Origin of the sequence: Collimonas sp. OK412, assembly GCF_900112135.1 — a bacterium.
In the GTDB taxonomy this organism is placed as follows: Bacteria; Pseudomonadota; Gammaproteobacteria; order Burkholderiales; family Burkholderiaceae_D; genus Collimonas; species Collimonas rhizosphaerae.
Genome location: NZ_FOLC01000017.1, coordinates 10,808 through 24,332, shown reverse-complemented (window position 1 = coordinate 24,332; position 13,525 = coordinate 10,808). Strand labels below are relative to the sequence as shown.

The window sequence follows — 13,525 nt, the reverse complement described above, 5'->3', positions numbered from 1 at the left end:
GATTTCCTTCGACTTTATTGTTGTTCCAGAACCTGCGCCAGCATGCTGCGTACCGCAGCCGGGCTGGCGATACGCGCGCGCGCCAGGCTGGCGCCGTCGCCGACCTTGATGCCGAGGCCGCCTGCCGGTTCCGACTGGACCCAGGCAAAGCCGATTTCATCCGTGATGTCGTCGCCGATGAATACCGGACGGCGGCCGGCAAACGGCGCTTCTTCCATGAAGGCAGCAATCGCCTTGCCTTTGTCGGCGTCGGCGGCCTTGGCTTCGACCACCATGTTGCCGCGCAATAGCGAAAATCCTTGCTCATGGGCCAGGGCTTCGTTCATTGCTTCGACGCAGATCTGTTCCAGGTGCGGAGCGCGCCGGTAGTGCAAGGCCAGCGCGCCGCGTTTTACTTCCAGCAGCAAGCCCGCATGCTGCACCGTCAGCGGCTGCAGGCAGGTCAGCAAGCGTTCAATGTCGGGGACCGTCAGTTGCGTCATGCGGCCGTCGGCGCTGCGGCGCTCGGCGCCGTGTACGCCGGCCACGGGCAAGCGCAGCGGTGCAAGGAAATGGTCGATCTGCTTTAACGGACGGCCGCTGACAATGGCCAGCGCTCCGTTTGCAGCATGTTGGAGCCGTTGCAAGGTTGTTATCAAATCCGGTGGCAGCACCACGCTTTCGGGCAGCGGGGCAAAATCGACCAGGGTATTGTCGAAGTCCAGAAACAACGCATCAGCGGCAAAGTCGTAGTCACGATTTTGTGGAGGCATGTTATGTATGGCGGCAGAATGCCGGAATAGTTCCATGACGAAAGTGACAAATGATGATTTGTCATCAAGGCCAGGCTGGAGAGGTGCTCGGGAAACTGGGCGGCAGTGCTGCCGATACGCCGTCCCGGCTTAATACAGCCGCGTTTTCATGACTTCGGATTCCATCGCTGCATTGCGCTCCTCGCTGGCTTCGATGGGATCGACTATGTCGTCGCTGAGCGCCGCCGCGCGCTCAGCGGCCGCGATGGCAGGATCCAGTCCGTCGCCGAATTCTTCCTCGTCGTCGCCCGGCGGCTCCAGCATGTCTTTCAGCATGGCGCTCAGCTCCGGCGTATCCCACGGCTCGCCATGGCGTTTTTTTACCGTGATGTAGTGCCGCACTTCTGCATCTTGCTCCGGAGTCAACGGCAGTCCCCGGAAACTGCTCTTGGGATCAATGTCGGTCATGATGTCACTCCCGTGTTGCGCTGGCTGGCGTGGCGCTGCATCGAATGGCTTGCGAAACACCACACTAGGAGTGTAGACCTATTGCGCGCGCTAGTGGGAGCCTTCGGCGGTTTTATCGCACCGCATCCGCCGCCCGCGGCCGGGCTTACAGTTTTGGAATCCGGATGCGGCTGACCATCAGGGCCCCGGACACGGCAAACATCAGTACCAGCGGGTGGAACTGGAAGCCGGCGACGTACACCACGCCCAGCCACAGCTGTTCGCCCACGGCGTCGTGCCAGGCAGCGGCGGCCAGCACCATGACCAGCAGCAGTGAAGTCGGGATCGGCGTGCCTTCGAAATATTTCACTTTGTCGCCGCCTTCGGCAAGCTTTTCGGAGGTGACGTTGTAGCGCGCCAGGCGCGAGACGCCGCAAGCGACAAAAAACACCAGGATGATGCGGTCCACCAGCCCCTGCATGCCGCAGCCGTAGGCGATGATTGCCGGGGCCACGCCAAACGAGATGATGTCGGCCAGCGAATCCAGTTCGCGCCCCATGGCCGAGCTTTGAGCGCGCCAGCGGGCGATGCGGCCATCCAGCACGTCGAATACCAGTGCCGCCGGAATCAGGCTGCACGCCAGCAGCAGGTGCAGCACTTCGCGCGTCTGCAGGTAAGTCATCACGGAAAACAGGGAGCCGACTCCGCAGAACGCGTTGCTGAGCGTGAACCAATCGGCTAGATGGAATTCACGTATCATCGAAAAAGGCTTAGGTCTGGTCATTGATTCAATCCGGATGTGATAAAAAAAGTAGGGGCAATCAATTGCCCGCACCAAATTTATCACATACGGCGCGCCAATCCGAAGTTGAATCTCCGATCTAAGGCCCGTTCGCACTCCCAAATCAAGTGTGAGCAGGCCCTAGCGCGATGCGACCTTGGTAAGCGCCGGCTGGGCGCGGTACACGGCTGGAAACAGGCGTTTCAGGTCGTCGATCTTCGGCAGGTCGTTGACCACGATATAAGGATAGCTCGGGTTGTGCACCAGGAAATTCTGATGATATGGCTCGGCAGGATAGAAACCGTTGAAGGGCTCTACCCGTGTCGCCAGCGCCTTGCCGAATACCTTGCTTTTATCTATCTGCCCGACATACGCCAGCGCCAGCTTGCGCTGCATGTCGTTGGCGGGAAACACGGCAGACCGGTACTGGGTGCCGGAATCCGGACCCTGGCGATTCAGCTCGGTCGGATCGTGGGCGACCGAGAAAAATATCTGCAGCAGCTTGCCATAAGTGACCTGGGCAGGATCGTAGGTGATCTGCACGGATTCCGCATGCCCGGTATCGCCCTCGCTGACGCGTTCGTAGCGGGCCGTATCGCGGCTGCCGCCGGCGTAGCCGGAGACCACGTCCGTCACTCCGCGCACATGCTGGAACACGCCTTGCACGCCCCAGAAACAGCCGCCGGCGAACACTGCAGTTTCCGAGTGTGCCGCGGCAGACACCGGTTCGTCGCTGGCAGGCGGCGGCACGACTTGGGCCGCCTCCGACGAGAATGCGGGATTCAGGCCAAGCAGCAATGCCAGCCCGAGTCCGCACGCCGTCAGCAATCCCTTGGCCCAGAGCGCCATGGTTGCCGGTTGCCTTGTTTCAGTTGATAAGTTTCTCATGACGCCCATCCTCTTCGATATGATCAGTTTTTGCGGAGCTGATGGTTAGTCGGCGATGCCTGGATTTCCTTACGGGAGTGCGCACGATATGCGTAGATTTCCACGCCTCAGCTTACACCCAGGCTGGAATATCGACTGCGCCCGCAGCGCTCGATGTTGCTTTGCCAATTTTTCCATGGCAACATGCTTTGGCCATTTTGAGTTTGTTGTCTGGAAGAGAGCGTATGACAGAATTAAAGTTAAGACCGCCTGTCGCAGCCGATTACGCCGCGATCGCCGGATGGATCCCTGATGCCGCGGCGTGCACGCGCTGGGCCGGTCCGCAGCTGGCGTATCCGTTCGACGCCGGCGCGTTGCCCCGGCTGCTGGCGGTGGAGCGCGGCGCCAGCTACGCGCTCCATGACGCGCATGCCGAGCTGCTAGGGTTCGGCCAGTATCGGCTGCGCCAGCCGGGCACGGCGCATCTGTGCCGCATTATCGTGGCTCCGGCGGCGCGCGGCAAAGGCATGGGCAAGGCGCTATGCCGCCTGCTGATCGACGAAGCGCGCCACGCCACTGCGGCAGAGGCCGTGACGCTGCGCGTTTATCGCGACAACCTTGCCGCCTTCGCGATCTATTCTGACCTGGGGTTTGTCCCGGCGGCTGCCGAATCGGACGCCGAAGTGCTCATGATGAAATTGACGCTCAAGGCCTGACCGCCGACGGCAGTTGCGTGACGCCCAGGAATGCCGCCCTGAGCCTGGCGTTGACCGGTTCCGAATAGAAGCGGGCGACAAGGCCGGCGACGATTGCCGAGACAGCCAGAAACAGCGCCAGCAGCGGCAGTTTGTAGGCATAGCCCATGGTCCCGCGCGGCACGGCGCTGCGCATCAGTCCAAGTACGATAATGTGGAACAGGTACAGCTCGTAGCTATGCCTGCCCAGCCAGCGCACTCCGGCGAGCAGCCGGTTGCGGCGCAGCCAGGCGGGTGTGGCGCGGCTGCGGGATCCGGCCAGCAGCACCGCGGTGCCGGCCGCGACCAGGCTGAAGCCAAACACCTCATGGCCATTGATGCCGCGCACATAAGTGACGGCGACCAGGCAGGCGGCGGCGACCTGGATTGCCGCTCCGGCTTTCCCCTGCAAACTGTGCCGGCCCGCAAACAAGGCCGCGCAGCAGCCAAAGGCCACGGCGTCGAAACAGGCTGCATAGGCATACATGAAATAGATTTCATCGGTGGCGTGGAAGCTGCGGTAAACCGGGCCTGCCGCAATCGCCAGGATCCATATCGAAGCGATCGCCCATTCGCGTTTCAAGCCGAAGCAGAGCACGGGAAACACAAGGTAGAACACCTCTTCCACCGACAGCGACCAGTAGATGTTCATCGCATAGTTGAAATACCAGGCATGCTGCATCAGCACGTTGTGCCAGAAGGTCAGGACAGACAGGACCGCGAGCGGATAGCCGACGTCCGGCCAGCCGTCCGCGGACGAATTCATGAATGCCGGTTGGCCGAGCAAGCCCAGGATGACGATGGCGGCAAGCGCGGCCAGCAGGCAGGGGATGATCCGCGACAGGCGGAAGACATAGAAGCTGCGGATATCGATATTGCCAAGGCTGCCGTAGCGTTTGACCGCAGTCGAAGTGATCAGGTACCCGGAGATCGCAAAAAACATCGTGACGCCATAGTTGCCGTTAACCGCAACCGCCTTGATCGCTTCCCTGGACAACAGCAGGTTGAGCGGACTGTCGGTGAGTGCGTAGGACAAATGGAAGTGAAGGATGAGGACCAGGAAGATGGCAATCCCTCTGAGCAGGTCTATTCTGAAATTGCGTGAATCATCAAGAGCCATTGGGGTTTTCATTTTCCAGGACGACCGGAACTGCCGGGCGGGCAAGCATCATAAGCTTGATTTGCGACGGCGGGCGGCGGCAGCAAATGCAATTGCGCGTATTGCAGCAGCATGATGGTCTTGCCGTCGGCGATCTTGCCGCTGCCTATCATCTGCAGCGCCTGTTCCAGCGGCAGTTCCAATACCTGGATATCTTCGCCTTCCGCATGCAAGCCGCCGCCATCGCTGATGCGCGATCCTGGATCATATTCAGCCACGAAAAAATACAGTTTTTCGGTGACGGAACCCGGGCTCATGAAGGCTTCGAATATTTTGCGCACTTCCGTCACCCGATAGCCGGTTTCTTCTTCCGCCTCGGCCTTGATGCGCTCTTCGGGACTGGCCTGGTCCAGCAGCCCGGCCGCGGTTTCGATCAGGAAACCGTCATGGCCGTTGCCGTAGGTGGGGAAGCGGAACTGGCGGATCAGGATCACGCTGCGCCGTTCGCGGTTGTACAGCAGGATGGTGGCGCCGTTGCCGCGGTCATAGGTTTCGCGCGTCAGGGTTTGCCAGCTGCCGTCGCTGCGGCGGTAATCGAAGGTGGTTTTCTGCAGTAGGTACCAGTCGTTCGACAATACTTCAACCTTACGGATCTTGACTCTGTCATCTTGCACGGCGGATCTCCTGTTGGTGTTGCATCGGGCTTGCGTTCGGAGAATTTATCATGCAATATCGTTAAATATCAAGAAAAAACGTGCAAACCATGTGTGGAAAATTATGCTGACCCTGCAACGCAAGCAACATTTGCTGGAAATCCTGAAGCGCGACGGACAGATCGTCGCCAAGTCGTTGAGCGAGCAGCTCGGGCTGTCGGAAGACACCATCCGGCGCGACCTGCGCCAGCTGGCGAAGGAGGGCCTGCTGCAGCGGGTCCATGGCGGCGCCTTGCCGGCGTCCTCGGCGATGGCTCCTTTCGCTGAGCGGCAGCAGATTTCAAGCGACGCCAAATCCGCCATCGGCCGCGCCGCTGCCGCCATGATCCAGCCGGGGCAGGTGGTGTTCATCGATGGCGGCACCACTGCGGTGCAGCTGGCGCGGCAGCTGCCGCCAGCGTTGCGGGCAACGGTGGTGACGCACAGCCCGTCGATCGCGCTGGAGCTGGTTGAGCATGCCCACATTGACGTGATCATGATCGGCGGGCGCCTGTTCAAGCACTCGATCGTCAACGTCGGAGCGAACGCAATCGAAGCCATCGGCCAGATCCGTGCCGACCTGTATTTCATGGGGGTGTGCAGCTTGCATCCCGAGGCGGGCATCAGCACCGGTGATTTTGAAGAAGCGTGCGTCAAGCGTGCGTTGTGCATTGGGGCTTTGAAGACGGTGGTGCTGGCGTCGCCGGAAAAGCTGGATACCGCATCGGCTTACCAGATAGTGCCGCTGGCTCAGGTCAGCGAAATCGTGGTCAATGCCGGGGTGGCGGAAGCCTTGATTGTTCCGTATCGGAAAATGGGAATAACCGTCACCCTGGCATAATCGAATCCATGCATTACATCGACCTTCCTGATTTCGTTCATGAACTTGTTGCCCTGCGCCCGTTGAGTCGCGCAGACGCCGCCGCGTGGTACGCATATCTGACCATGCCGCGAGTGCTCGACCATACGAGCTGGGACTTGCGCTCGATGGATGACCTGATGCAGAAATTCGATGCTTTGGAGTCGTTGGACCCAGCTTCAGAGATTCGCCTGGCAATTGTTCGGCACGACTCCGGTGCGTTGGTCGGTACTATCGGTTTTCACAGCATTTCGCTGCTGCACAAGACTGTCGAAATCGCCTACGATCTTGCGCCGGCTGTCTGGGGCAAAGATATCGCGCCTGCGGTATGCAATGCCGTGGCGGAATGGGGTTTCTCGTACCTTGGCGCGGTCCGGATCCAAGCCACCGTACTTGATTCAAATACGCGTTCTATCAGGGTATTGGAGAAATGCGGCTTTCAATGTGAAGGGCTGCTGCGCAGTTTTCGCATGGTGCGCGGTCATCCGCGGAATTTCTGGATTTATTCACGCCTCGATCTGCGTGTCACGGAAGCCTGAATGGCATTAGTCGTAGTCTTCTGGGCCATCGTCGGCGAGTACCATCGCCGCGTTGTCGCCTAACAAATAACGCGGTCCCGCGCCGCGCCGTTTTGCGGCATCGTCGGGATTGTATAGCGCGCATTTTTTCAGCGAAAGACAGCCGCAGCCGATGCACGAGGTAAGCTGGTCGCGCAGCGCGGTCAGGGTGTCTATGCGTTGTTGCAGCAGCGGGTGCCAGGAGCGCGAGAGCCGTTCCCAATCCTGCCTGGTCGGTGTGCGTTTTTGCGGCAGCGTGGACAGGGCGTCCTTGATTTCCTCGAGGCTGAGGCCTACCGTCTGCGCCACGCGGATGAAGGCGACCCGGCGCAATACGTCGCGCGAGAACTGGCGCTGCCGTCCGCTTTCGCGCGTGCTGCTCAGCAATCCCTGTTCTTCATAGAAGCGCAAGGCGCTGGCGGCCACGCCTGAGCGTTTTGCTAGTTCGCCGATAGTGATCAGTATCTCGCTCATCAGATGATCCCGAAATGTTATTGGCTTCAAGTTTACTTGAACTTTGCGCTGCCTGCCCGAGGCTGCACCGGGCGACGCAATGCGGCCTAGATGATCTGTGCTAAATTTTGCGTTCGACGTATATCGCCATGCAGGGCAAGGAGTACTGAATTGAGTGAAAAAACCACCTCAGCGAATGCCGAAGGGATATTCGAACCATTCCATGTCAGCAGCGTGCCATGGGAAGAAGCTGCGCGCGGGGAGCGTTTTGGCATGCGTTTCCAGCACCTGAGTTCATTCGGCGGCGGTTCCCAGCTGAGCGTGTCGATGGAGGTGCTGGAGCCCGGCAAGCAAGCCAACCAGTCGCATTACCACCTGCTTGAAGAGGAGCACCTGTTCATCCTTGAAGGCAGCCTCACTTTGCAGCTCGGCGCCAAGAGCTACGAATTGTCGCCCGGGCACTATGCCTGTTTTCCGGCAGGCCAGAAAGTCGGCCATTGCCTGGTCAATCACACATCCGCGCCTTGCCGCTACCTGGTGCTGGGCAATCCGCAGCGCAACGACGTGGCGGTGTTTCCGGAAACGGGGCGGGTCAGCGTGAAGCTGACCGGGGAAAGTTATCGCCGGTCAGCCACCATGGAGTATTGGGATGGCGTCGATATCAACCAGCCGGCGCGGGCGCCCGACGCCGGCTGAAACCGGCGGTGTCTTTGGAACCAGGCGGCTGATTTAACCTAGCATTTAGCGAAGAACATTTTTGTCTTGGCGTCTTTGCGTTCCTTGTCTATCCATTCCTTGGTCTGGACCGGGCTCTGCTGCGCACCGGTCCGCCCGGCGCGGGCGATACGTTCATCGTCCATCCTGTCGAGTTCGCTGATACGGTCCTGCAGGCGCCGGCATTCGTCGGCGGCTTGCGGCTTGGCGGTATCCAGCGATGCGCGCGGTCCGGCTTCCTGCGCTTGGGCGGCGGCAAGGCTGGCCGCCGCCAGCAGTGCGGCAGCGGCGAGGATTTTGTGGATTGTCATGGCTGTCGTCAAGTTGATGCTCCTGTGAATCCAGGCGCAGGCTCTGCCTTTACCTGTTGTCGTATGGCGTAGTGGTTAGCGGTGATGGCGGTCGTTGTCGCGGCGGTCGTAGCCGCGATGGTCATCGCCGCGGTGATGATCGCGCCTGCCGTCATATCCGCCGCGATGATCGCCGCCGCGCTGCCAGCCGCCACGGCGCAGTTCCCAGCCGTGCCGCCCCTGGCGCCATTCCGGCCGGTTATACATATAGCCGTTGCGTGATCTTTCCCAGTGGCCGCCGGACCAGACATGGCGGCGGCCGTCCCAATTCCAGTATCCCGGCGCCCACATGTAGCCGTAGCGCGGCGGCGGCGCCACTTCGTATCTTGGCGGTGGCGGCGGGGTGCCGATGATGATGTTGACGCCGACCTGCGCCATCGCCTGGGTTGGCAATACCGCGGCAGCGCCGGCGGCGACAAGGGCAATTGCGCAGAGCAAACGTTTCATGGTTTTTTTCTAATGTTGTTGGGTTGGGCTAACTATACCTGTGAATGTTTGCCTGCCAAGCAATGATGCAAATAATTACATCCATTTGGAGACTGGCGCTGGCCATGTTCAAGCAAGGCTGAATGTCGGCCGTCGCCGACGGTACTTCCAATGGCGTGATGAAAGGCAGGGGAGTGGTTCCGCCAGATTCGGTGATTGCAGCGGTGCTGGCGGCGAACTTCGGCTCTCGTGTGTGGAGAATTCCCATTGTCAGGATTTTGTCAGCTTTCCTTCAGGTTCCTGACAGGATAGCCCGGTAGCCTGTGCGGGTCCCAGTTTGGTGGGACTGAATCCACCTTCGGAGCTGCGGCGGACGACGTGCCTGGCATGCCACCGCACGCGAGCTCCCTGCGCCGCTCTTCAGCCGCGCTGACCCAAACCGGTGCCGCCGGCAATGTCCGGCAACTATCCCGGTTGAAAAAAAAACAGCATTCCGCCCTCTGCATGGCGATCTAGCCAGGGGCTGACGTGAACCACAATCTCTTAACACGAGCACGATCATGAACAAGAATATTTTCCGGCGAAAACCCCTGATGACTCTCGCCATCGTCATCCTGATTGCCGGCAGGCTGGCCTTCGTCGTATTCGACAGCAAGGCGTCCGCCAGCGCTGCCGGCGCGCAACCGGCTCCTAATTTCACCAGGCAAGGCGAACGCATCACGATCCCGGAACATTCGCCGTTGCGGCAGCGCCTTGCCGTACAAACGGTGGCGGCGCTGGACGCGGCGCATGCACTGGAACTGCCGGCGCAGGTGGAGGCGGACCCTGCCCGCACCGTCAATATCGTGCCGCCGGTGGCCGGCAAGGTGCTGGAATTGAAGGTCGGCCTTGGCGACCGCGTGCGCAAAGGACAGTTGCTGCTGGTGATGACTTCCGGCGATTTTGCCCAGGCTAGCGCCGAGCTGCAAAAGACCCGCGATGCGCTGCAGCTGGCCAAGCGCGCGCTGGAGCGGCAGCGCGGCGTGCAGCAGGCTGGCGCCGGAGCAGCCAAAGACCTGGAGCAGGCAGAAAGCGCCTATGTCCAGGCCCAAGCTGAATTCGCCAGCGCCGATACCCGCCTCAAATCGCTGAGCGCCAGCGGCGCAAGTGCTGCCGACCGCAGCGGCCAACGCCTCAACCTGGTTGCGCCGAACCTCGGCAGCATCACTGAACTGGCTGTCAGCGCAGGACAGTCGGCCAACGATACGAACGCCGTCCTGATGACGATCGCCAACCTGGAGAATGTCTGGATTACCGCCAACGTGCCGGAAAACATGCTGTCGTCGATCAAGAAAGGGCAGGCGGCCAGCATCAGTTTGCCGGCTTATCCCGGTGAGCGGTTCCAAGGCAAGGTGTCGTTCGTCAGCGACGTGCTGCAGGCCGATACGCGCAGGGCGCTGGTGCGTATCAGCGTGCCCAATGCAGACGGCAGGTTCAAGCCGAACATGTTTGCCAATGTGTCTTTTGCCGTGGCCCAGGCTACGGCGCCGGCAGTGCCGCCGTCGGCGCTGCTGATGAATAACGAAAACACCACGGTATTCGTCGAAGTGGCGCCCTGGACGTTTGTCCGCCGCGCCATAGAAACCGGCAGCCAGGAAGACGGCAGCGTGCGCATCCAGAGCGGACTGCAGGTCGGCGAGCGCGTGGTGACCAAGGGCGGAGTGCTGCTCAATGATTAACAACATCGTCCGTTACTGCCTGCAGAAGCGCTATGCGGTCATCCTGGTGACATTGATGGTGACGCTGTTCGGCTATTATTCCTGGACCCGGATGGCGGTCGAGGCGTATCCCGAGCTGTCCGATGTCACTGCCCAGGTGACGACCCAGGCGCCGGGCTTGGCCGCTGAGGAAATCGAGCAGCAGATCACCATCCCGCTGGAGCGCCAGCTGAGCGGTACGCCTGGCCTGGTGCATATGCGTTCGTCAAGTACTTTCGGCTTGTCGCTGATCACGCTGACATTCAAGGACGGCGCCGAAGATTACTGGCAGCGCCAGCGCGTCGCCGAACGCATGACGCAAGCGGCGCTGCCGGCCGGCATAACGCCCAGCCTGGATTCGGTGACCAGTCCTGCCGGTGAAATCTACCGCTACACGCTGGAGTCCGACAGCAAGAACCTGATGGAGCTGTCGGAGATCCAGCGCTGGATCGTGATTCCTGAACTGCAGCAAGTGCCTGGCATCGCCGAGGTCGGCAATTTCGGCGGCCTGACCATGGAGTACCAGCTGGAAGTCGACCAGAAGCAGCTGGAACGTTTCGACGTTTCCCTGTCCGATGTGACTACCGCCATCAGCAACAACAACGCCAATGCCGGCGGCAGCCGCATCACGCGCGGCGAGCAGGGATACGTGGTGCGCGGCATCGGCCTGATGCGCAGCCTGACCGATCTCGGCAACGTGGTGGTCAAGCAGACCAACGGCGTGCCGGTGCTGGTGCGCGACCTGGGCAAGCTGCAATACAGCCACCAGGAAAGGCAGGGCATCCTTGGCAAGGACAATAATCCCGACACCATCCAGGGCGTGGTCAAGCTGCTGAAATACCAGAACGCCTCGGAAGTCATCAAGGGCGTGCACGCCAAGGTGGACCAGCTGCAAACGCAGCTGGCGGCGATGGACGTCAAGATCGTGCCGTACATCGATCGCGACGACCTGATCCAGCTCACCATACACAAGGTCGGCCATACCGTCATGGAAGGCATCGGCCTGGTCTGCATCGTGCTGATCCTGTTTCTCGGCAGCCCGCGCAGCGCGCTGGTCGCCGCGGTGACGATTCCGCTGGCGCTGGTGACGGTCTTCATCATGATGTACCTGACCAAGATGCCGGCCAATCTGTTTTCGCTGGGGGCGATCGATTTCGGCATCATTGTCGATGGCGCGATCGTGGTCACCGAAGCGATCTTGCGGCGGCGCGAAGCGCAGCCTGATGCGGAACTGACCGAGACCGACGTACGCGACGCCACTACCGAAGTGATCCGGCCGATTTTCTTCGCCACCCTGATCATCATCGTCGCCTATCTGCCGCTGTTCGCTTTCGAACGCGCTGAAGGCAAGCTGCTCTCGCCCATGGCTTTCACCGTGGCCTATGCCTTGATCGGGGCTTTATTGTGCAGCATCGTGCTGGTGCCCGGACTGGCCTACATGGCTTTGCGCAAGCCACGCCGGATTTTCCATAACAAGCCGCTGGAATGGCTGGGCGCCGCATACCGCAAAACCCTGGGCCGCTTGCTGGATAATCCTGCGGTTTCCTATGGTATCGGGGCGGCGGCACTGGCCGGCGTCATCGTGCTGGGCGCGGCCACCGGCCGCGAATTCATGCCGAACCTGGATGAGGGAACGTTGTGGCTGCAGGTGCAGATGCCGTCCGGCCTGTCGCTGGAAAAAGGCAGCGAAATGGCCAGCGAATTGCGGCGTACCCTGCTGGAGTTTCCTGAAGTGTCTTATGCGGTTACCCAACTGGGCCGCAGCGACGACGGCACCGATCCCTGGACGCCGTCGCACATGGAAGTACCGGTGGGCCTGAAACCCTACAGCACCTGGACCAGCGGCGAAACCAAGGAACAGTTCGTGCGCCGGCTCAACGCCCGCCTGTCGCAGCTGCCCGGCTTTTCGATCGGCATCAGCCAGCCGATCAGCGACGGCGTCAACGATGCGGTGGGCGGCGCCCACAGCCCTCTGGTGATTCGCGTGTACGGCGACGATTTCAAGGAACTGCGGCGCATCGGCAGCCAGATCGTCGAAGTGCTGAACGGCGTGCCGGGATCGGCTGACGTGGCGATCTTCCAGGAGCCGCCGGTGCCGCAGGTGGCGATCGATATCGACCGTGCCGCCGCCGCTCGCCTCGGCATCAACGTCGCCGATGTCGCCGGCCTTATCCAGACAGGCATCGGCGGCGCGCCGGTGACCCAGCTGTACCTGGGCGACAAGGTGCATAACGTTACGGTGCGTTTCCCCGTGAGCAGCCGCAACAACCCGGAGGCGCTGGGCCAATTGCTGCTGACGGCAGCCGGCGGCGCGCGCATTCCCTTGTCGCAGGTGGCGCATATCCGCACCACTACCGGCGAGAGCACCATCGCCCATGAAAACACGCATCGCCAGCTGACCGTGCGGCTCGACTATGCGGACCGCGACCTGCTGTCGTACTACAAGGATGCGCAGGTGCAGGTGGCGCAGAAAGTGCATTTCGATAAAACCAGGTACCGCCTCGAATGGGCCGGCCAGTTCGAGAACCAGGAACGCGCGCAGTCGCGCCTGATACTGGTGTTCGGCCTGGTGCTGGGATTGATGGCGATCATCTTGTATGCGGGATTCGGCAAGTTGCGCCAGGCGCTGCTGATCCTGGGCGTGGTGCCGCTGGCCGCACTTGGCGGGCTGATTGCGCTGCGTGTCACCAACGGCACCATCAACGTCGCTAGCGGCGTCGGCTTCATCGCCTTGTTCGGGGTGGCGGTGCAGAACGGCATCATCATGGTGTCGAATATCAACCGCGTCAGGCGCCAGGGCATGGCCTTGCTGGATGCGGTCCTGGCGGGCGCCTACGAACGTTTCCGGCCGGTGCTGATGACGGCCACGGTGGCATCGGTGGGCATGTTGCCGGCGGCCTTGGCTACCGGCGTCGGCACCGATGTCCAGCGTGGCCTGGCGACTGTGGTGGTGGGCGGCCTGGTTGTCGCCACCATGCTGACGCTGTTCATCCTGCCGGCCTTCTATTATTCGCTGGAGAGCTGGATTGAAAAACGGCGCGGGATCAGCAAGGAAAATGACGGCCGCTAGCGCGCAACC

At 61.1% G+C, this 13,525-nt stretch carries 15 protein-coding genes; 6 read left to right on the top strand and 9 right to left on the bottom strand.

What is annotated here, in order from left to right; all coding sequences use genetic code 11:
* Positions 1 to 14: 14 nt before the first annotated feature.
* From otsB to msrA, 4 genes are all read right to left on the bottom strand, one after another.
* Positions 15 to 752, bottom strand: coding sequence for a trehalose-phosphatase (otsB, locus tag BM062_RS17265; RefSeq protein ID WP_254785121.1), 738 nt, complete (start codon positions 750 to 752; stop codon positions 15 to 17).
* Between the two features lie 129 nt (positions 753 to 881).
* Positions 882 to 1,199 (bottom strand): hypothetical protein, encoded by a 318-nt coding sequence (locus BM062_RS17260; RefSeq protein ID WP_092399070.1) that lies wholly within the window; start codon positions 1,197 to 1,199, stop codon positions 882 to 884.
* A 145-nt stretch (positions 1,200 to 1,344) separates the two neighbouring features.
* The gene (gene pssA / locus BM062_RS17255; RefSeq protein ID WP_092399068.1) at positions 1,345 to 1,962 is read right to left on the bottom strand and encodes a CDP-diacylglycerol--serine O-phosphatidyltransferase; all 618 of its coding nucleotides are present in this window, start codon (positions 1,960 to 1,962) and stop codon (positions 1,345 to 1,347) included.
* A 138-nt stretch (positions 1,963 to 2,100) separates the two neighbouring features.
* Positions 2,101 to 2,847, bottom strand: a complete 747-nt coding sequence (msrA, locus tag BM062_RS17250; protein WP_371326600.1) for a peptide-methionine (S)-S-oxide reductase MsrA — start codon at positions 2,845 to 2,847, stop codon at positions 2,101 to 2,103.
* Positions 2,848 to 3,071: 224 nt separating this feature from the next.
* On the opposite strand from msrA, the gene BM062_RS17245 reads away from it, so the two are divergent.
* A complete protein-coding gene (locus tag BM062_RS17245) occupies positions 3,072 to 3,542 on the top strand; it encodes a GNAT family N-acetyltransferase (RefSeq protein ID WP_092399064.1) in 471 nt (156 codons plus the stop codon).
* Here BM062_RS17245 and BM062_RS17240 read toward each other — a convergent pair.
* Positions 3,532 to 4,680, bottom strand: coding sequence for an acyltransferase family protein (locus tag BM062_RS17240; protein ID WP_092399062.1), 1,149 nt, complete (start codon positions 4,678 to 4,680; stop codon positions 3,532 to 3,534). The two genes, BM062_RS17245 and BM062_RS17240, sit on opposite strands and share 11 nt — an antisense overlap.
* Positions 4,681 to 4,688: 8 nt before the next feature.
* Positions 4,689 to 5,333 (bottom strand): NUDIX domain-containing protein, encoded by a 645-nt coding sequence (locus tag BM062_RS17235; RefSeq protein WP_092399060.1) that lies wholly within the window; start codon positions 5,331 to 5,333, stop codon positions 4,689 to 4,691.
* Between the two features lie 103 nt (positions 5,334 to 5,436).
* Here BM062_RS17235 and BM062_RS17230 point away from each other — a divergent pair, with 103 nt between their 5' ends.
* Positions 5,437 to 6,192 (top strand): DeoR/GlpR family DNA-binding transcription regulator, encoded by a 756-nt coding sequence (locus BM062_RS17230; protein WP_092399058.1) that lies wholly within the window; start codon positions 5,437 to 5,439, stop codon positions 6,190 to 6,192.
* An 8-nt stretch (positions 6,193 to 6,200) separates the two neighbouring features.
* Positions 6,201 to 6,749 (top strand): GNAT family N-acetyltransferase, encoded by a 549-nt coding sequence (locus BM062_RS17225; protein ID WP_092399056.1) that lies wholly within the window; start codon positions 6,201 to 6,203, stop codon positions 6,747 to 6,749.
* 6 nt (positions 6,750 to 6,755) lie between these two features.
* Here the strand turns inward: BM062_RS17225 and soxR are convergent, their stop codons facing one another.
* Entirely contained in the window at positions 6,756 to 7,241 is a 486-nt protein-coding gene (gene soxR, locus BM062_RS17220) for a redox-sensitive transcriptional activator SoxR (RefSeq protein WP_092399054.1), read from the bottom strand.
* A gap of 150 nt (positions 7,242 to 7,391) precedes the next feature.
* Between soxR and BM062_RS17215 the strand changes: the two genes are divergently transcribed.
* Entirely contained in the window at positions 7,392 to 7,916 is a 525-nt protein-coding gene (locus BM062_RS17215; RefSeq protein WP_092399052.1) for a cupin domain-containing protein, read from the top strand.
* A 38-nt stretch (positions 7,917 to 7,954) separates the two neighbouring features.
* On the opposite strand, the gene BM062_RS17210 is transcribed toward BM062_RS17215, so the two are convergent.
* Entirely contained in the window at positions 7,955 to 8,245 is a 291-nt protein-coding gene (locus tag BM062_RS17210) for a hypothetical protein (protein WP_092399050.1), read from the bottom strand.
* Positions 8,246 to 8,320: 75 nt separating this feature from the next.
* Complete coding sequence (locus BM062_RS17205) at positions 8,321 to 8,731, bottom strand: YXWGXW repeat-containing protein (RefSeq protein WP_092399048.1); 411 nt, start codon at positions 8,729 to 8,731, stop codon at positions 8,321 to 8,323.
* A 539-nt stretch (positions 8,732 to 9,270) separates the two neighbouring features.
* Here BM062_RS17205 and BM062_RS17195 point away from each other — a divergent pair.
* Together BM062_RS17195 and BM062_RS17190 are read left to right on the top strand one after the other, a co-directional pair.
* Complete coding sequence (locus tag BM062_RS17195; protein ID WP_092399044.1) at positions 9,271 to 10,428, top strand: efflux RND transporter periplasmic adaptor subunit; 1,158 nt, start codon at positions 9,271 to 9,273, stop codon at positions 10,426 to 10,428.
* Positions 10,421 to 13,516 (top strand): efflux RND transporter permease subunit, encoded by a 3,096-nt coding sequence (locus BM062_RS17190; protein ID WP_092399042.1) that lies wholly within the window; start codon positions 10,421 to 10,423, stop codon positions 13,514 to 13,516. The genes BM062_RS17195 and BM062_RS17190 overlap by 8 nt, the downstream gene beginning before the upstream one ends.
* Positions 13,517 to 13,525 lie beyond the last annotated feature (9 nt).